We start from the raw sequence: 17,928 nt of genomic DNA, 5'->3' as shown, positions 1-17,928 counted from the left end.
TTGATTACTTTAATTAAATCACCAAAACAATACGCCACATAAATTATATTAATATCACATAAAATGACATAATTTAATTTTATCATGAAAAATTCTGATAAATCTCACACATCGATAAACCGAATGAATACCATCAGAAGCTACATTAGAAACCTCTAAATCCAGTCGCTAAACCTACCGCGTAGAAGCTGTGAAATGGATAAATACCAAAACAAATGGATAAATCCCCCTTACCCCTTGTAAATCATTGGCTTTCATTTGTAAATTCAACTTTTGGGTGAACATCTCCATAACCTTTCATTAAAGCCCAAATTCTGCGATTAGTATCAACATCTTGAGATAAAATGGTGACATTTTGGTTATATTATTTAGATCGAACTCTTGTGTTGAATGAAAATCCCAGCCATCACATATCCATCACACAAATATAATAACTATCGCTTAGGAGTTAAGCTATGCACTGTTCTTTCAATATAAATAACAATAATGAGAGCTTGCAACTAATCTACAATGAAGAAAAAATATACATAAAAAGAGACAGTAATAAGATATCAGAGGAAACTCTTAATAGTAAAGAGAGTTTTGTTTTCAAATACCTTATTGAACACTCGTCAATATCAAACCCTCAATCTGCACGAGATGTTGAAGAATCTTTTAAATTACACTTTGACGAAGAGTTTAGCTTATACACGTTAAAAAATATTATTGCTTCTATAAGAAAGAAATATCGAAGCTTATGTAAGAAAGCGAAGGTAGATAATAATAGCGAACTTATCTCTAACCTTTATAAGGTAGGTTACTTTATCGATCTCGATAAAAGCTCAACCAACCGTATCGCACCTAAGTACGACATCAACCAGTTCAAGCCCAGCCAGTTCGAGATGTTGAAACTGATGTTCAACACCTATCATCGAGAGCTGATTAAGGCTCTGATAGCCGTGTTCACCATCTCTTCCTTTTTCCTATTCGTTGTCTACTTTTCCCAAATCCTTTATACGACGAAGATTGCGAATGAATACAGTGAGAACACCAAACACATTGCCGCAGAAGTCATGGACTACGGTTGCGATAGCCACGGGGCTGTGCACTCGCTCAACCTTGATTCTGTCGTCATGACCACACCTTATGACTCCTGCTATATCTCTAAAACACGTTCTAAGATGATAGAGCTCAATCAATTAGACGACTTCTACGATAGTGCTGACTTTGCCTATTCACGCTTCATGGATACCGAGCACGACATTGAGATGGTTGCTCGAATATCTAAACGATCTATCGAAGCTCGATACAAGAACTCACTATTGCCTCTATTAGTCGATTCGATTTCCATCCAGAAGAATGGTTACCACATCTTAAACCTTGGCGAAGAGAGTAAATCTATCTATCAAACCTCCCTACCAACGGGTGCAACCATCACCTTCTACAGTGACGACATTGTTGCACTATGGATTGCGCTTTCTCTGATACTCGCCACCCTGCTTTATCGCTCCTATATTCTGGGTTTCGTGATCTACCTGTTTCGTTGGAAACACATCTCCTTTGAAGAAGAGCCGATCATCAACACCGAAGACAACTGCGTTCTCTACTACGAGTTGTTATCTCGTGTGCGTAACGTTGGCGTTTTAAGCTTCATCAACACCATGAGACGCACCAATTTACTCACCTTTCATACTATTTTACTCATCGAGACAGTCAGAAAAGCGAAGTTAAACAACAGCCATGAGATCTATGGTGTCAACGTGTGTCCGAGTGCTTTGGTAGGGTCGAACTTCGCAAGGCTCAGAGAGCATTTAGCCGCGATGGAAGCGAATGAGTTTGTCGTAGAGATTACTGAATATTCGAACATTGGCTATGGGTGTGAGGTTATCGATAACATTAAGGATATCAAAAAGCTTGGTATCACTATCGCTCTGGATGACTTTGGTACGGGCAATAACAACATCGAAATCATCAATGTTATCTCTCCGGCCTATCTAAAACTGGATCGTTGCTTTGTTAAGGATATCGAGTCAGGAGAGCATCATCAGGGTGTATTGCTCAATATCTCGGAGATTGGACGCCTATCAAATATCACAATGATTTATGAAGGTGTCGAGACGCGTAGGCAGCAATATATCTTGTGTCAGTTAGGCTACAACTTACATCAAGGTTACCTATATAGCCGGCCTAATGACTCAAAGGAGCAATAGGCCCAGCCTAATAGAAATCTTGATCAGCAACCATTCCCTATTCAAATAATCATCGCTCATACAGCTGCTTGAAGCCCACAAGGATGTGGGCTTCAAGTACCCTCCCCGCCAAACATGCTTTATCCAACTATAAAAATATCCGATCCATTTTCATAAAACCCTTGCCAATTCGAATAAAAAGGTTAGTGTTATACACATGTATATCACCATGCAGTTTTAATTATGACCGAATGGAAAGACGACCAACCGATTTTTAGGCAGCTTGCCTCAAAGATCAGTGACCAAATTCTTCAAGGTGTTTGGTTAGAGCAACAAGCATTACCCTCTGTGCGTGCGGTTGCTGCCGATCTCAAGATCAACCACCTTACTGTCATGAAAAGCTATCAGTTACTGGTGGATGAAGACTTGGTAGAGAAAAAACGCGGCCAAGGCATGTATGTGGCCGAAGGGGCACTTCAAAAATTGAAAGAGTCTGCACACCAATCATTCATCAACACACAGATCCCAGCCATCGCTGAGACGCTAGGCATCATTGATATGAGTGTCGAAGAACTCGTGAAACAGCTAGCACAACATATAAAGGACAAGTCATGAGTACTTTACTTTCCGTGAAAAACGTAACCAAAACCTATTCAAATCAAGTGGGTGTCGAAAACATCAGCTTTGAGTTAAAGCCAGGGCAAGTACTTGGTCTGCTGGGCCACAATGGCGCAGGTAAATCGACTCTGATCAAATCACTGCTTGGTGGACACAACTATCAAGGTGAGATTGAAGTAAACGGCTACCACCCTATCCACCAGCACGCAGAGCTCATGCAGCACTTGTCGTACATCTCAGATGTTAACGTGTTACCAGAGTGGATGACGGTTAAACAACTGCTTCGATACACACAAGGTGTGCACCCTAGCTTCAACAAGCAAAAAGCAGAACAGACATTAAGCAGCACCAACATTAAGTTGTCTTCTACTATCAAGCAGCTTTCTAAAGGGATGAAAGTACAACTTCACCTTGCGATCATCATCGCGACTGACACTCAAGTGTTGATCTTAGATGAGCCGACACTGGGCTTAGATTTGCTGTACCGCGATACTTTTTATCGCCACCTACTAGAATGGTTCCACGACGGTGAACGCGCCATGATCATTGCAAGCCATGAGGTTTCAGAAATTGAACACCTCTTAACGGATGTACTGATTTTGAAGCAAGGTCATTGTGTACTGCAAAAAAGCATGGAAGACATCGAGAGCGACTATTTCATTATTGAAGTCGCAAACAACCATTCAAGCGAGATTCAGAAACTCAACCCACTGACCTCGCAATCAGGCCTGGGCACCACTAAGTGGTTATTGGAAGGTCAATACAAAGCGCAGGTTGAATCACTGGGTAACATCTATAACGTTGGTCTCGCAGATCTATTCCTTGCAACACAGACGGAGAAGGCATAATGCATCCAAGTTTTTACATGCTAGAAAAAGAACTCATCGAGCACAAAATTAACACTCGATTGCCTCTGTTTGTCGCGTTATGTGGTTTCTTACTGTTCGTTAGTCTGTTCTTCAATGGCGCAGCGCAGCATGATTTTTTCTTCGAAATGCAAGTGAACGGTGACGTGAGCGACATCCACAGAGAGTTCGCACAAGACCTCAACTCAGTGATCTACTTTGGCGCGGGCCTTATTTCACTGATCCTATCAACGCTTTACATCCCTAAAACGCTGCGTAAAGAGCGCCAAGAAGGCAGTTCGATGTTTTGGAGAAGTATGCCGGTATCTAACGCAATGACTCACGGTGTGAAACTCGGCTTCGGTTTAGTGGTGATTCCGGCTATCTGTGCATTGTTAGTACTGTTCGCAGATTTTCTATTCTGGATATTGAACGTCTCAAGTGAACAACAACTGGCGCTATTGGTTGAACAACAATCTCTGTTTTATGTGCTGAGCAACTGGGTCGTGTTTTTTGGACGAATGATGTTAGTTGCACTGGTTTTATTGCCACTGGCAACCGTCACTCTAGCGATTTCGCAGCTGGTAAACTCTCCATTGCTTGTCATTTTCATCTCAAGCTATGCGATTAAGTTCCTCTCTGTCGCAGTGTTTGGGTTCTATGGCATCAATGACTTCCTATCTCTCATCGCGTCATTACCAATGAATGTACTCATAGCAAGCAACCCATTAAGTGCGATTGCAGAAGCGCCGATTTTATCTTTAGGTATTTACGCACTGATCGGTGTTGGTGGCTATCTACTGAGCCTAAAGCTAAATAGAACGGACGATGTGAGCTTAAAGACGCTGTTCCAACGTTAGAGTCTATCCTAAGCACGAGCCTTTATCGGGCAGTCACATCAGATATCAAAATCTAAATCAAAGCTTCTGAGAAATCGGGAGCTTTTTTATTATCAAGACGTTAACGAGTACAGGGATGCGATAACAAGGAACAAGCTTTAGTTTGGGGTAACAGGTTTAACAAACGAAGATAAACTTAGAGGAGGTATTAATGAGCTGACATTGAATTGCATTGTTGTTAATGCCTGCCAGCTCTTTGGGGATGATTTCGTTAGTCGCCGACCAGATGAAGGTCCTTGAGAGTGCTAATGAAATCAGTTTGTTGCGTTTTACATTTGATTAAGCTTTTCAGCTTTTAAAGCTCTACGATTAAAGCTTATTTCTTTGATGCTTCTTTTGACGTGTCTTTCCAGTATTGGATACGAACGCGATGAAGCTGTGCTCTTCTCATTTTTTTCATAAGGGATATTTCCTTTTCTTTAACTGCTCTTCATGAGCTATTTTTATTGCCAACCATTCGAATCTAACGGTGTTTGATGCCCAGTTCAATGATACAAATCACAAAATATATAGAGTTTTTAGTACCATTTACATCAAAGTATGACCTAGATATCAACTATAGCTCAATTCAATCCTATGAGCCGCTGTTCAAAGTTAAGGTTAGTTCTCTCAGATGACAAATTCATTTCAGTATCAATACAGTTCAATGATACTAATTTAATAGACCGGACCAACGCTGATTTAGTTCCAGTGTCTTATCATTTGTTGATTACATCACCTTTAAAGTTACGGTGTAACTAAAAAATACATTCAATGTGAACTAATAATCGCCACATTAGCCTATACGTTACAACATCAAAATGGGATTATGTTTGTAACGGATAGAGCTTTTGATAGAAAAAAGCCGTAATGGACCAAATTAAATAGACGTAATTAAATGGACGTAATTATGAGTAAAGTAATTCTGCAAGGGCATATTCTAGTGCCAGACAACGACCTAGAAGCAGTGACACATGCCTTGGTTGTGCACAAAGAACTGACACTAGAAGAACCTGGTTGTATTGTGTTTCGAGTCAGTCAAAGCACGCTTCAACCTAATCGCTTTGAAGTGTATGAAGAATTCACTAGCCGAGAAGCATTCGAAATGCACCAACAGCGAGTAAAAGCCTCTGAATGGGGTGAAATCTCCCAGAACGTGACACGTCATTACCAAGTCACTGATGTTCCGACATCATAATGATACATCCGCTAGCCAAACGCATCGTCACGTTGATCAAACAAGATCCCTTACGAATGAAGGTTTTAGACTGTGTCGCTCAGTTGGATTTGCCGCAGTGTTATGTCGCTGCGGGCTTTGTGAGAAACCTCGTTTGGGATCACCAGCATGGTTATGCCTCCCCGACTCCATTCAATGATATTGATGTGATCTACTTTGATCCCATTGATACCTCCTACGAATCGGACCTTAGATACGAGGCTCTGCTTAAACAGCGGTTACCCGAACTGAATTGGCAAGTTCGCAATCAAGCCTGCATGCACACCAGAAATGGGGATGAACCTTACCAAGGCTCATTGGATGCGATGAGTTACTGGCCAGAGAAAGAAACCGCCGTCGCCGTAAAGCAAAGCCTCAATGGAGACGTCGAGTGTATTTCATCTTTTGGTTTAGAGAGTTTGTTTGATTTGCAAATCACACCCAATTCAAAGCGTAACCGAGATATCTTTGATCAAAGAGTGCAATCCAAAGGTTGGCTAACCCAGTGGCCTAGGTTAACGATTAGTCACAGTTAACTAGCGGTAGAGTTCAAATGCTAAAACCATTGACTAAAATCCCAATCAGATCGAACATGCCCCACTTCTCAAATCAAACGCGCACTTCACCAACTGCTGCGCCCTCGTCATACTGAGTAACGACCATGAACCAACAATACATGCTGCAAGCACTCGAAGCTTCGCGCCAAGCCTTACCTGATTGCCAACCAAACCCGCCAGTAGGCTGCGTTTTGGTGAGGAACGATAAGGTGGTATCTGTTGGATACACGCAAAAAGTCGGCGGAAACCACGCCGAGGTCGAAGCGCTCAATAGCTATAACGACAAAACGGACGGAACAATGGAAGGGGTTACCGCTTACGTAACTTTAGAGCCATGTTCATTTGTCGGCAGAACACCCGCTTGCGCCAATACATTGGTTAAAGCAGGTGTAAAACACGTAGTGGTGGCGATGCTAGACCCAGACCCTCGTAATAATGGTCGTGGAGTTGCGATCCTTGAATCGCACGGCGTGAAGGTGGATGTGGGGTTATGCCAAGCGCAAGTGAGCGCCTTTTTAGCCCCTTACCTTGGTAAGTCCTAGATCTTAAACAGCCAGTATTAGTTCAATTTCACTCGGTAAAGCGGATTGACTGGCTTATCGACAAAATACGACCAGATATGATCGTAGACGGCATGTTGGTTAGGGAACGGCGCTAACGCTTTTGCCTCTTCTAAATTGCACCAACGGTATTCGGTATGTTCGTCATTCAGTTCAATCGCTTGGTTGGGCGAGCATAGCACTGCGAAGACAGGGATTAGCTGAATTACATTCACGTGCGCCTCATAAAACTGCTCCAGAAACTGCGCGTTATACAAAGCTTCCACTTTAATTTGGGTCTCTTCTTCAAACTCGCGCACGATAGCCTGCCAGCCTGTTTCTCCCGCTTCAATCGAGCCTGCAACATGGCACCAAAACTCACCTTTAACACGCTTCATTAATAGCATTTTCATTTGTCCGTCGATCTCTGAAATAGCGACACCAGATACAATCGAAGTATTGAGTGGAATCATAACGTTACCTTAGTTTTCATAAGAGGGCGGCAAGGCTACCACCCTTGGTTTGTTAAATTGTCTTCTATGATTAAAAACGAGAAGTCACTCATCAATTAATGGCGTTCAAGCCATAACTCATAGGCTCGTCGCTTGGCTATCCAATTATAGAACTATTTCTTATTTGAGGCGCTTTTCGATAAAGAGTAGAATCGCCGCCTTGTACTGTGTTTAACGTCTCTAAACATACACAGTAGACTCACAACCATTTATCACCACGATATAAGTATTAATACGACTATGCACTCATCAAAACCAACGCACGACTCAGAAAACAGCCACACACCTGAGCATTGCTTCACTCGTTTTCAACAGCCGATCGAGTCATATTCGTTGCCTGAGCGTTTCACATTCCCGTTCTACTACGAACCGCACCCACTGTGTGAAATCGCTTCTCATCAGCTTCAACAATATCTAGAAACTCAAACCGACTGGCAGCATGACTTCGGACTTGATACTGACGCTGGTCGCGGCAAAATGTTTGGTGTGTTATTGGTGAAAAGCCCTGAAGGTGAATTGGGGTACTTCTCTGCTTTTTCAGGGAAAATCGCCGACCAAAACCTACTGCCTCACTTTGTACCGCCCGTGTTCGACATGCTCAGCAGCGACAGCTTTTTCCATCAAGACACAGCCGACATGATGGCTGTCAACGCTGAGTTTAAAGCGCTGCAAGCAAATACTGAATACCTTGAATTGTGCGAGCAACTGGCACAGCAAAAAGCGCAAGCCGAGCAAGAGATTGAAGCTCAACGTCTATTGATTATTGAAGGCCGAAAAACGCGTAAAGAACAACGTGAACAAGGTAAAGAAAACCTTGATGAGCAAGCTTTCGAACAGCTAAATAATGAGCTAAACAAAGCCAGTGTTGCCGACAAGAACCAGCAGAAGTACCTAAAACTTAACTGGGAACAGACCCTGCAAGTGTTGCAGGCTAAAGTGGATGTTTTCAACACTCAACTGGCTGAGCTAAAAGAGCAAAGAGCACACATTTCTCATCAGCTTCAACACAAGTTGTTTTCACAATACGCTTTCCAAAATGCGGAAGGAAACGTTGAAGACCTTAACCAAATCTTTGAAAACACGCCAAACAAGATACCACCAGCTGGCTCTGGTGAATGCGCTGCGCCTAAATTGCTGCAATACGCGTACTTACATGGTTACACGCCACTGGCATTGGCTGAATTTTGGTGGGGCCGCTCTCCAAAGTCGGAAATCCGCAAGCACAAGAAATACTACGCTTCTTGTCAGAGTAAATGTGTGCCGATTTTAGGCCATATGATGAAAGGCCTAGAAGTCGATCCAAACCCATTGCTAGAGAACCCAGCAGAAGGCAAAGAGCTGGATATTCTGTTCCAAGATGAGCACATCGTGGTAGTACACAAGCCAGCAGGTTTTCTATCCGTGCCGGGTAAAACCATCAAAGATTCCGCCTACACACGTGTTCAAGAAATGCATCCCGATGTTGAAGGCCCATTTGTGATTCATCGCTTAGACATGGCGACCTCTGGCATTCTAATCTTCGCTCTCACACGACGTGCGAACAAGAGCTTACAGAAGCAGTTCATTACTCGTGAAGTCGAAAAGCGTTACGTGGCAATGATTGAAGGCGTTCTAACAGAAAATGAAGGCTATGTTCGACTGCCATTGCGTGGTGATTTGTATGACCGCCCTCGTCAAATTGTCTGCTTCGAACACGGCAAGCCAGCAGAAACCAAATGGGAAGTGATTGAGCGAAACGGGCAAACCACTAAGGTTTACCTGCATCCTAAAACAGGGCGTACACACCAGTTGCGTGTTCACTGTTCACACCAAGAAGGCCTTAACATGCCTATCGTCGGTGACGGCTTGTATGGCAATAAAGCCGACCGATTGCACTTACACGCAGAAAGACTTGCGCTGCACCACCCAGTCACCAAAGAGTGGATGGAATTCCAGTTCGACGCCGAATTCTAAAATCTCTCATTAGTACCGAGCTTTGATAAGGAGTCACAACCGCTTGTGGCTCCTACCTCTTTTGGGTATATATCCACGCTTATTGCACTACATCAAGATTCACTTTGTTGTGAAGAGTAGCATGCCCACCTTCTTCTCTCCTTGAGGCCTTTGATATGTCATCAGCTGCTTTGAATTTACAACCTAACAAACTGACTTCCCCATTAATTGCAACTCAAGCACCAAGCTTGAAGCCAATTACATCCAAAAAGCCAGACTTAAACTCGGCAATGCTTAACTTAATTGAAGAAGTTAAAAACGAACTCCCACTTTACGAGTCAGAGACGTTTATCTGTGGTCCAAAAGGAAATTGCTCGGGTTGCTCTAAGAAACTACTTGAGATGGTCGACAGCGAGTTAATGTATTGGGAGCACAGTATTTCCATTGGCCAAGGCCCTAACTTCGAAGAACTGCGCCGCTTTGGTAAACTATGCAGCAGCGTTCGACGTGGTTTAGAGCGTAACGGTTTAGTCGAAAAACGCCCAAAGAAAAGATAACAAGCCAAGTCGATAATCATTACAATGTGTCGCTGGCGATTACAAGCTACCCTGATTGGGCTGGAAACCTATATTTACATGCTTATATTTCAGATCCGACCTTGCATTAAATTACCCATACAAAACGAGAGAAAAGTCACAATGTGGCGTTAATTTCGTATCAAAATAGCACACGGTAACCGATATTACCGCCACTTAATCACACGCCTATAGAACCAAGAATGTTTCGCTCCATTTTTACTTTTTTGATACTTATTTTTAGTACTTGCCAAATAACTTACGCTGAACCTTTAAGATTGCCAGGTAAACCGAATGACAAAAAACTGCACCTTACTTTGGTTCAAGAAATTGTTAATCGCTCGAGCCGATTCGATGAAATCGAGTTTGTCTATCAAGCAACAGGGGAACCTGCTCAATCAAGAGTTATGGCGGATTTAGAGTCGGGAGAGATTGACCTTTATTGGTCAGCGACCAGTCTCGACATGGAAAAACGCTTTGCTCCAATATTGTTCCCTATATATCGAGGAATGCTTGGTATGCGAATCGGATTAATTCATGAAAAAGATAAACAATTACTCGCAAACGTAAGATCTAAAGCGGATTTCACGCGCTTTAAAGTTTGTTCAGGGAAAACATGGCCAGACACATTCATTCTTGATGCCAATGGTATAAAAACCGCTAAATCGCTTAAATATCCAAATATTTTTGAGATGATGCTTGCTGGTAATCGGTGCCACTTGTTTGCTCGTGGTGTCATGGAACCATTTGCAGAAATGCAATCATACCCAGAACTACCTTTAGCTGTTGATAGTCATGTCATGCTCCGCTATCGCATGCCATATATGCTCTTTGTCCAAAAAGAAAACACAGAACTTCAGCAACACATCACAGAAGTGGTTGAAGAAATTTTCGCTGATGGCACCTATGAGAAACTCTTTTTCGAAGACTCCGAAGTAAGAATGGCGCTCTCACGGGCCAACCTTTCAGAGCGAACTATTATCGATCTTGAAAATCCATATCTGACCGAAGACACCCGCTCTATCCCAGAAAAATATTTCTTTGATCCGCTTGCCAACTGAGTACATTTTTATGAACCAAATAACAAAAAAAATGGTTTTACTGATCGCTGCAGTGATGCTTATTGTTGCTGCTATCGCTTTGCCAATCCAATTTATGATTAACCAATCAAACGTTACTGATAAATCTTCACAAGAAATCCAGCGTATAACCTCTGAATTAAGTGTGATATTGCAAGAACCTGTTTATGCATACGATAAGACACTGATACTTAATATCATTGAAGCGTATTCAAATAATGACGTAATCGCAAACATTCAAGTGCTCGATCAAAATAACAACATATTAGGTAGTGTTAATCCACGTGACATTGATGAATCCTCATCGATGGCTATTTCATGGGATTCATTGCCTATCGGTAAAGTTAATGTTGGTTTTAACCATGATGTGACGAATGCTAATTTAATGAACTCTATGCAACTTGCGATTAGTATTTTGCTTTGCATATTTATTGCTAGCCTGATTCTGATTTCCATAGTCCTCGATAGAAAAGTCGTCAGGCCCATCAAAAACATGGCTGATTCAATGAATGAAATTGCTTCTGGTGGAGGAGACCTCACTTCACGTGTTGCGGAAGTAGGCAATGATGAAGTCACATCACTTGCGAAAGCATTCAACCAATTCGTTGCTACTATTCAATCTATCATTCTCGAAACATCGAACACGACCAAAATGTTGGATAAGAGTGGCCACGGTATATCGCAACTACGTGATGAAATGAACCAACAAAGCCAACGACAATCTTTGTTAACTCAAGAAAGTTTGCACAGCATTGAGCAATTTGATTTAGCAACCAAAGAAATTGCTGTTCATACGGAAAATACGCTGTATCAATCAAATGATGCACTCGAGCTTTGTCAGCAAAGTGGTCACACAATCGATATCAATGAACGTAATATTGATGACTTGGTCGTAAGTCTGGAAAGTGCAGCGGAATGTGCGAATTCACTAAAAGTAAGCAGTGATGATATAGGTCGAGTGATTGTAGTCATCAAAGCGATTGCGGAACAAACTAATTTATTGGCATTGAATGCAGCTATTGAAGCGGCACGGGCCGGTGAGTCTGGCCGTGGTTTTGCGGTTGTTGCGGATGAAGTGCGCTCATTAGCGTCTAAAACCCATGATTCAACCAATGAAATTGAATCTATTATTGAACGCCTACAAAAAGAAGCAAACGAGTCATTTGTTGCAACACAGAGCTCGAAAGCTTTAGTGGAGCAAACAAAAACCAGCGCAGATGAAATACAGCAAGCACTATCGAGCATTATCTCTTCCGTAACGTCCATCAATGGCATGGTAGATTCTGTTGCATCCGCCTGCGAAGAGCAGTCAAACGTTAGTTCAAAAGTCGCAAATGACATGCAGTCTCTTGATAGTAGTGCAAAAGAACTAGTTAACGTGAATGACGATTTGGCAAACGTATCCAATGATATCTTGACGCAAACTACTGTCCTCTCCACTCAGATTGCTAAATTTAAGTTCTAAGTATACCCTCAAGCCAGCATAGGTACTTGCTGGCTTGAACCTTTCAACTCGATGTTAAACATTTAGAGGTCACAAATCCTTGCTGATTTTAGAGCTTTGAGATAACTAATCATACAAAACCTAAAGATACTATCACACCAATTAAAAACCTATTTTGGACAACGGAGAGCCACCTTGAAGAGACCACAACCAGTACTGGGAAAGACCGGTATGCTATTTTTTCTCGTCATAATAAGTGCTTTCCCTCCATTGACCATCGACCTTTACCTACCTGCGCTTCCGCAGATGGTCGACGTGTTTAATACTGACCGATCAATGGTCAACCTAACCCTGAGCAGCTACTTCGTTACTTACGCTATTGGTCTTTTATTTTGGGGGCCGCTCAGCGAGAAATTCGGTCGTAAGCCGATCCTATTAATTGGATTAGCGGGTTATATGGTCGCGAGCATATTGTGCGCGATGACCAATAGCATCGAACAGTTAATTGGTGCTCGTGTATTCCAAGCCTTTGCTGGTAGTGCTATCACCGTTATCGCTACCGCCATTGTCAAAGATCTTTATGATGGCCGAGAACGTGAAAAGATCATGGCGACTATCATGTCACTGGTGATCATCGCGCCAATGGTTGCGCCTGTATTTGGTGCCTTTCTACTGAAAATTGCGTCTTGGCGAATGATGTTCGTCACCCTCGCCATTTTTGGTGCATTTGCGTCAGTTTTAGCTTGCTGCTATCGAGAAACACTCGAAAGCAAATACCAAGGTTCTATGTTCCGCTCATGGGGAAGAATGGGCGTGGTCATGAAAAACAGCTCGTTCCTCAAGCTACTGGTCATTTTCTCTATCATACCGATGGCGTTGATGGGCTTTCTTGCGGCGGGTTCTTATATCTACATCGATCACTTTGGATTGACCGAACAACAGTTTAGCTACGCGTTCGCATTCAATGCATTATGCGCCTCATTTGGTCCAACAATTTACATGAAGTTGTCCTACCGAATGCCGGTTCAAAAGGTCATCTCAGGATGTTTTGCTTTATTGGCGCTTGCGGGCATCTTCACCCTAACCATTGGCGACCTGTCCCCTTGGTTCTTTATGTTCATCGCTGCTCCAGCAACATTAATGGCGATCATCATGCGAGTACCGGGCACCAACTTAATGTTGAATCAACAAGATCATGACACGGGCTCTGCCGTCGCACTGATTCAGTTCTTCAGCATGATTTGTGGTTCGCTTGGTATGGTATTAGTTTCAATACGCCCAGAGTCACTGATTGAAAACCTAGGCTTTATTCAATTATCCATCGGTACGCTAGGCGGCCTGATGTGGTTAATGGTTAGAAACAAAGAGTTCGTGACGACGAAGCTGAATTAAAGCTCTCAAGCCTAATTGTCATTCACACTACAATAAACTTGAAAACCACTATAACGAAATTAGAAACCGTCTACTTAGGCGGTTTTCTTGTATTTGAAGACGTACATTGAATTTTCAAACCATGAGTTTCATGCACAAAAAAGCTCCTATTAAGGAGCCTTCTTATTAGAGCCAGTGATCACTCAGTTTGGACAATGACTACTATGCTTGAGCCACTTTACGCGCTGGGTGTTTAATAAACACAGCGACCACAGCCACGATAGCAAGCGCGAAACAGTAGTAAGAGTTAGACACGATCTCTAGCGGCGATAGGTTAAACACAGAGCCCAATAGCAACACCTGAGCACCGTAAGGCAGTACGCCTTGAATCACACACGAGAAGATATCCAATAAGCTTGCAGAGCGGCGTGGAGACACATCGTTCTCTTCAGCTAATTGGCGAGCAACACTACCAGACACAATGATTGCGACCGTGTTGTTTGCCGTACATAGGTTCACCATTGATACTAAGCCTGCAATGCCTAGCTCACTCGCACGGCCATTCGCTTGCTTAGAGTGAGAAGAACCAAATGCACGAATCAAACCGCTCACTAAATTAGTCAGAAACGCTAATCCACCTTGGCGACGCATCAGCTCGCTCAAACCACCAATCAGCATCGACAGTAAGAAGATCTCTTGCATGTTGCCAAAGCCTGCGTAAATGTCTTGAGCGTAATCCGTCATACCGTAGTTCTCAATAGAACCTAGGCTCACTCCACCCGCTAGCAAGATACCAATCGTCAACACAACGAACACATTCATGCCCGATACCGCAAGGATTAGGATAGTGATGTACGGAAGGACTTTCAGCCATTCAATTGGGCCTGTTTCAGGAACTTGAGTTGCTGTGCTGTTGAAAGCAAAGATAACAATCGCGATAAGTGCAGCAGGAAGTGCTATACGGATGTTCTCTTTAAACTTGTCTCTCATCTCACAGCCTTGCGAGCGAGTCGCGGCAATCGTGGTATCTGAGATGATAGAAAGGTTGTCACCAAACATAGCGCCACTTAGCACTACGCCAGCGGTTAGAGGAATACTCATACCAGCTGAGTCAGCAATGCCTAGTGCAACAGGAGCAACCGCAGCGATAGTACCCATAGAGGTGCCCATTGCTGTCGCAATGAACGCCGAAATAAGGAAGATGCCCGGTAGGATCATGCTCGTTGGGATAGCCGATAGACCAAGGTTTACCGTCGCGTCCACGCCACCAGAAGCTTTAGCCACAGCAGCAAAAGCACCCGCCAATAGGTAGATCATACACATTGCGATAATGTCTTTGTGACCCACGCCACCTAAGAACTGCTCAATCGCACGGTTCAATTTATCTTTGCTCAATAGCAACGCTAACATCACAGCAGGCAGAGCCGCAATCGGAGCTGGAAGTTGATAGAAAGCAAAATCGACGCCTTGTAGCGACAGGTATGTACCCACGCCAATAAACAGCGCAAGGAAAACGATCAGAGGGATAAGCGCCACTGCAGAAGGGGCAATTACCGCGTTAGAATTTTTTGAATTGGACATGGAACGACAACACAATAGAACAGGAAGGTGAGCAGACTAATGTCACACTTAGAACTTGTCAACGTCTAGACGTCTAAACGCCTAATTTAATGCAAAGTAATAAGAACCCTATTGAGCATCACGTAATAAAAAAGGCTATTTACTCATCAGTAAACAGCCTTTCGATAACAGATAGTGCGCCGCTAGAAGTTAGCGTTTCTGCTTGAACGTTACTTGGTATTCACCAATGCCTTCGTAGTGGAAGGTCGTTGGTTTATCGAATTCCATTTCCACGATACCGCAGTAAGAGCCCGTGATAATGGCTTCACCCGCTTGGAAATCAACACCACGACGCGTCATGTAGTTAATCAACCAGTAAATTGGGCTTGGTGGCAGTGTATTCGGGTGCTTACCGTCGAATGCTTGAACTTGCTCGCCTTGAGTCACTTCAATGTTGATCTCTGCAGAAGTGAACGCTTTTTCGCGATCAATCTCAGGGCCAATGAACAGACCTTGGTTCACTAGGCCATCAGCAAGCTTTTCGTAGAACTCAGCACCGCTGTCATCAGCAAAACGAGACTGCATCAACTCAAGTGCCATGTGGCAAGAACCGATCGCGTCGTTGATTTGCTCTTCGCTGTAGCCTTCTTGGCTTGCAGGCAAGCTCTTAGCAAGAGTAAATGCAATTTCAGGCTCAACACGTACTACGTCGTTGTCAGCAAACAGTTCGCAAACCTCGCCTTGTTGAACACTACCCGAAAAGATAGGCGCAACAATGAACTTGTCTTCAGCCAAAGGAAGCAAACACTTCCAACCACCGACCTTGTCGCTCTTAAGATCGATCATTGATGATTGGATCTTTAGCGCATCTTCCAAGTTATTGGGACGGTACTGTTCGTCCAATCTTGGTGCTTTAGTTCCCGCAACGCGGCGACTTAGCAATTCTTCAGCTGCTTGCTTAAATACATTTGTCATATAATACCACCTTTAGTTTTATGACCAGTATAATATCGGATTTCTTGAAGCTTGAATAGACAATTAAACAACGGTGCAACACCGAAAATTTAGTCCTCAATTTTCGCATATTCTAGACGCAAACAACTGAAACTATTTTGATTTAAATGTAAATAAAGCCAGTAAGTTGGTTACTGGCTTTTCGATGTATTACTGATGATTAGGCTTTACTGCCCTTTCAATGTCTTCTTCAGATTCTGCATGAAGTTTCTGAAGTGAGGCATGAAATCAACAAACAGAGGGTGCTTTCTATCTTGCATCATCATTGGGCCAAGTAAGCGGATGCTCACCCCGAGTCGCGCTGCAGATTGCTCGTCTAAGCCGCTGTCTTGTTTGATCTTCTCAACAATCGCGAACATGTTTTCTCTGTCTTCAATTTCAAACTGCATGGTTTGAAGTTCACGGTCTTCTTTAACGCTCACTTCTTCAATAGTGATGCGGTAGTTATTGTGTTTACCTGTAAATGCTGTCATGTGGATCTCCTACAATGCTGTGAAATGTTTTGGCTAGCTCTTCATGAATCGTTCAAGCTTAGGTTTAACCGTCATCGACATTACGACCATGATCGTAAGGCCAACAGGAAGCGCGGCAATAAATCCATTAAACCATCCACTGGTAAACGCCGATGTATCCGAAAATCCAATATTATTTGCAGCTGTTACAAATGCCATGATGGACTCCATGATAAAAGCCATGATCAGTCCCACGATCAGGTTGCGAACTTTCTCGCTATAAGTTGTGAACACTCTAGCAACGGCTTTGGTGACTAAAGCCATCATCACCGTGCCCATTGGCATCATGATCACGACAACAAGGGCTAACGAAGAAAGCCAGTTGCCAATAAATTCCTCGCCGAATCCGACATTCATGTAAGTCATCACAGCCGTTAAACTGCCGCCAATCGTCAGCATTAAGCTCATCATGACCAAAACTTTGTATAAAACCGGTGTGCCTTTTTGCTCAGGAAGAGTTGGCGTTAGAGTTGCTTGAATCGTCATATCTATTTCCTGTCTTGAATTTACGAACAATTAAGTTGATAATGTCAACTATAAATACAGTAGTTGATAATGTCAACTATATTTCTAAGGATCGTTTATGTCTGATAACACATCGCTAGAATCAATCTTTCGTCTAGTGCACTCTTTGAAACGTCAAATGAGCGAACAGATTGAGAGCTTAGACTCAGAGATCGCACCTATGAACATTCGTGTCATGAAGATCATTACTAAGAAGTCTCCATGTACCGCTATCGATATCGCACACTTCCTAGATCGTGATAAAGCACAGGTCACTCGGCTCATTAATGCCTTGATCAATCAGGAACTTGTGAAGAAGTCTCCGAACCCGGAAGACAAGCGCAGCCAGTTATTGGTTCTGACTGATAAGGGTCAAGAGATCATGAGTAAGGTCTCGGATATCGATCGAGACATGCTGAAGAGAATGACCAAAGGCATGGCCGAAGACGAGTTAGAACAATTCAGAAAAATTGCGAAGAAAATGGCGCAGAACTTAGAAAGCTGATCTTAAAAATAAAACTAAAATACGCCACCGAATCGTAAGATCGGTGGCGTTTCGTGTATAAGTTGGGTTGTACAGCTTAGTGGTTTAGCTATGTCTATT

General features: G+C 43.0%; 18 protein-coding genes. 13 read left to right on the top strand and 5 right to left on the bottom strand.

Annotation, left to right across the window (positions count from 1 at the left end; translation table 11 throughout):
* Window positions 1-455: 455 nt before the first annotated feature.
* The 7 genes from AB4512_RS20220 to AB4512_RS20190 all read left to right on the top strand — a co-directional run bounded on the left by AB4512_RS20220 (window position 456) and on the right by AB4512_RS20190 (window position 6,824).
* Complete coding sequence (locus AB4512_RS20220) at window positions 456-2,189, top strand: EAL domain-containing protein (RefSeq protein WP_372175467.1); 1,734 nt, start codon at window positions 456-458, stop codon at window positions 2,187-2,189.
* Window positions 2,190-2,411: 222 nt separating this feature from the next.
* The gene (locus tag AB4512_RS20215) at window positions 2,412-2,783 is read left to right on the top strand and encodes a GntR family transcriptional regulator (protein WP_017079597.1); all 372 of its coding nucleotides are present in this window, start codon (window positions 2,412-2,414) and stop codon (window positions 2,781-2,783) included.
* Complete coding sequence (locus AB4512_RS20210; protein ID WP_017072200.1) at window positions 2,780-3,634, top strand: ABC transporter ATP-binding protein; 855 nt, start codon at window positions 2,780-2,782, stop codon at window positions 3,632-3,634. The genes AB4512_RS20215 and AB4512_RS20210 overlap by 4 nt, the downstream gene beginning before the upstream one ends.
* Window positions 3,634-4,491, top strand: a complete 858-nt coding sequence (locus tag AB4512_RS20205) for a hypothetical protein (protein WP_372175465.1) — start codon at window positions 3,634-3,636, stop codon at window positions 4,489-4,491. Before AB4512_RS20210 ends, AB4512_RS20205 begins: the two co-directional genes overlap by 1 nt.
* Before the next feature lie 928 nt (window positions 4,492-5,419).
* Window positions 5,420-5,707 (top strand): putative quinol monooxygenase, encoded by a 288-nt coding sequence (locus AB4512_RS20200; RefSeq protein ID WP_017060584.1) that lies wholly within the window; start codon window positions 5,420-5,422, stop codon window positions 5,705-5,707.
* On the top strand, window positions 5,707-6,261 hold the full coding sequence (locus tag AB4512_RS20195) for a nucleotidyltransferase family protein (RefSeq protein ID WP_372175463.1): 555 nt from the start codon (window positions 5,707-5,709) through the stop codon (window positions 6,259-6,261). Before AB4512_RS20200 ends, AB4512_RS20195 begins: the two co-directional genes overlap by 1 nt.
* A 125-nt stretch (window positions 6,262-6,386) precedes the next feature.
* The gene (locus AB4512_RS20190) at window positions 6,387-6,824 is read left to right on the top strand and encodes a bifunctional diaminohydroxyphosphoribosylaminopyrimidine deaminase/5-amino-6-(5-phosphoribosylamino)uracil reductase RibD (protein WP_372175461.1); all 438 of its coding nucleotides are present in this window, start codon (window positions 6,387-6,389) and stop codon (window positions 6,822-6,824) included.
* Between the two features lie 17 nt (window positions 6,825-6,841).
* Here the strand turns inward: AB4512_RS20190 and AB4512_RS20185 are convergent, their stop codons facing one another.
* A complete protein-coding gene (locus AB4512_RS20185; protein ID WP_050633200.1) occupies window positions 6,842-7,294 on the bottom strand; it encodes an NUDIX pyrophosphatase in 453 nt (150 codons plus the stop codon).
* A 279-nt stretch (window positions 7,295-7,573) separates the two neighbouring features.
* Here AB4512_RS20185 and AB4512_RS20180 point away from each other — a divergent pair, with 279 nt between their 5' ends.
* The 5 genes from AB4512_RS20180 (at window position 7,574) to AB4512_RS20160 (ending at window position 13,755) form a co-directional block, all read left to right on the top strand.
* Window positions 7,574-9,286: an RluA family pseudouridine synthase gene (locus AB4512_RS20180; RefSeq protein ID WP_017060580.1), complete on the top strand. Its 1,713-nt coding sequence runs from the start codon at window positions 7,574-7,576 to the stop codon at window positions 9,284-9,286.
* A 155-nt stretch (window positions 9,287-9,441) separates the two neighbouring features.
* Window positions 9,442-9,822, top strand: coding sequence for a hypothetical protein (locus AB4512_RS20175; protein WP_017060579.1), 381 nt, complete (start codon window positions 9,442-9,444; stop codon window positions 9,820-9,822).
* A 221-nt stretch (window positions 9,823-10,043) separates the two neighbouring features.
* The gene (locus AB4512_RS20170; protein WP_017066686.1) at window positions 10,044-10,901 is read left to right on the top strand and encodes an ABC transporter substrate-binding protein; all 858 of its coding nucleotides are present in this window, start codon (window positions 10,044-10,046) and stop codon (window positions 10,899-10,901) included.
* On the top strand, window positions 10,891-12,384 hold the full coding sequence (locus AB4512_RS20165) for a methyl-accepting chemotaxis protein (RefSeq protein WP_372125942.1): 1,494 nt from the start codon (window positions 10,891-10,893) through the stop codon (window positions 12,382-12,384). The genes AB4512_RS20170 and AB4512_RS20165 overlap by 11 nt, the downstream gene beginning before the upstream one ends.
* A gap of 210 nt (window positions 12,385-12,594) precedes the next feature.
* Window positions 12,595-13,755, top strand: coding sequence for a multidrug effflux MFS transporter (locus AB4512_RS20160; RefSeq protein WP_136973847.1), 1,161 nt, complete (start codon window positions 12,595-12,597; stop codon window positions 13,753-13,755).
* Between the two features lie 201 nt (window positions 13,756-13,956).
* Here AB4512_RS20160 and AB4512_RS20155 read toward each other — a convergent pair whose 3' ends face one another.
* The 4 genes from AB4512_RS20155 to AB4512_RS20140 all read right to left on the bottom strand — a co-directional run bounded on the left by AB4512_RS20155 (window position 13,957) and on the right by AB4512_RS20140 (window position 17,306).
* Window positions 13,957-15,315: a Na+/H+ antiporter NhaC family protein gene (locus AB4512_RS20155; protein WP_059019067.1), complete on the bottom strand. Its 1,359-nt coding sequence runs from the start codon at window positions 15,313-15,315 to the stop codon at window positions 13,957-13,959.
* A gap of 189 nt (window positions 15,316-15,504) precedes the next feature.
* Window positions 15,505-16,269: a hydratase gene (locus AB4512_RS20150; RefSeq protein WP_372175458.1), complete on the bottom strand. Its 765-nt coding sequence runs from the start codon at window positions 16,267-16,269 to the stop codon at window positions 15,505-15,507.
* 206 nt (window positions 16,270-16,475) lie between these two features.
* Window positions 16,476-16,781 (bottom strand): DUF3861 domain-containing protein, encoded by a 306-nt coding sequence (locus AB4512_RS20145; RefSeq protein WP_102575782.1) that lies wholly within the window; start codon window positions 16,779-16,781, stop codon window positions 16,476-16,478.
* Window positions 16,782-16,814: 33 nt separating this feature from the next.
* Window positions 16,815-17,306: a DUF2798 domain-containing protein gene (locus tag AB4512_RS20140; protein WP_372175456.1), complete on the bottom strand. Its 492-nt coding sequence runs from the start codon at window positions 17,304-17,306 to the stop codon at window positions 16,815-16,817.
* A gap of 97 nt (window positions 17,307-17,403) precedes the next feature.
* Between AB4512_RS20140 and AB4512_RS20135 the strand changes: the two genes are divergently transcribed.
* Window positions 17,404-17,829, top strand: a complete 426-nt coding sequence (locus tag AB4512_RS20135; RefSeq protein ID WP_017060573.1) for a MarR family winged helix-turn-helix transcriptional regulator — start codon at window positions 17,404-17,406, stop codon at window positions 17,827-17,829.
* Window positions 17,830-17,928 lie beyond the last annotated feature (99 nt).

This window comes from Vibrio sp. 10N.222.52.B7, from assembly GCF_041474275.1.
Classification (GTDB): Bacteria; Pseudomonadota; Gammaproteobacteria; order Enterobacterales; family Vibrionaceae; genus Vibrio; species Vibrio crassostreae_C.
Note: the sequence above shows the minus strand (reverse complement) of the source record. Positions and strands in the feature narration are given on the sequence as shown.

Excerpts from the sequence above, each read along its gene's own strand:
- AB4512_RS20220 (WP_372175467.1), top strand. The coding sequence starts at position 456 with ATGCACTGTTCTTTCAATATAAATAACAATAATGAGAGCTTGCAACTA.
- AB4512_RS20215 (WP_017079597.1), top strand. The coding sequence starts at position 2,412 with ATGACCGAATGGAAAGACGACCAACCGATTTTTAGGCAGCTTGCCTCA.
- AB4512_RS20210 (WP_017072200.1), top strand. The coding sequence starts at position 2,780 with ATGAGTACTTTACTTTCCGTGAAAAACGTAACCAAAACCTATTCAAAT.
- AB4512_RS20205 (WP_372175465.1), top strand. The coding sequence starts at position 3,634 with ATGCATCCAAGTTTTTACATGCTAGAAAAAGAACTCATCGAGCACAAA.
- AB4512_RS20200 (WP_017060584.1), top strand. The coding sequence starts at position 5,420 with ATGAGTAAAGTAATTCTGCAAGGGCATATTCTAGTGCCAGACAACGAC.
- AB4512_RS20195 (WP_372175463.1), top strand. The coding sequence starts at position 5,707 with ATGATACATCCGCTAGCCAAACGCATCGTCACGTTGATCAAACAAGAT.
- AB4512_RS20190 (WP_372175461.1), top strand. The coding sequence starts at position 6,387 with ATGAACCAACAATACATGCTGCAAGCACTCGAAGCTTCGCGCCAAGCC.
- AB4512_RS20185 (WP_050633200.1), bottom strand. The coding sequence starts at position 7,294 with ATGATTCCACTCAATACTTCGATTGTATCTGGTGTCGCTATTTCAGAG.
- AB4512_RS20180 (WP_017060580.1), top strand. The coding sequence starts at position 7,574 with ATGCACTCATCAAAACCAACGCACGACTCAGAAAACAGCCACACACCT.
- AB4512_RS20175 (WP_017060579.1), top strand. The coding sequence starts at position 9,442 with ATGTCATCAGCTGCTTTGAATTTACAACCTAACAAACTGACTTCCCCA.
- AB4512_RS20170 (WP_017066686.1), top strand. The coding sequence starts at position 10,044 with ATGTTTCGCTCCATTTTTACTTTTTTGATACTTATTTTTAGTACTTGC.
- AB4512_RS20160 (WP_136973847.1), top strand. The coding sequence starts at position 12,595 with ATGCTATTTTTTCTCGTCATAATAAGTGCTTTCCCTCCATTGACCATC.
- AB4512_RS20155 (WP_059019067.1), bottom strand. The coding sequence starts at position 15,315 with ATGTCCAATTCAAAAAATTCTAACGCGGTAATTGCCCCTTCTGCAGTG.
- AB4512_RS20150 (WP_372175458.1), bottom strand. The coding sequence starts at position 16,269 with ATGACAAATGTATTTAAGCAAGCAGCTGAAGAATTGCTAAGTCGCCGC.
- AB4512_RS20145 (WP_102575782.1), bottom strand. The coding sequence starts at position 16,781 with ATGACAGCATTTACAGGTAAACACAATAACTACCGCATCACTATTGAA.
- AB4512_RS20140 (WP_372175456.1), bottom strand. The coding sequence starts at position 17,306 with ATGACGATTCAAGCAACTCTAACGCCAACTCTTCCTGAGCAAAAAGGC.
- AB4512_RS20135 (WP_017060573.1), top strand. The coding sequence starts at position 17,404 with ATGTCTGATAACACATCGCTAGAATCAATCTTTCGTCTAGTGCACTCT.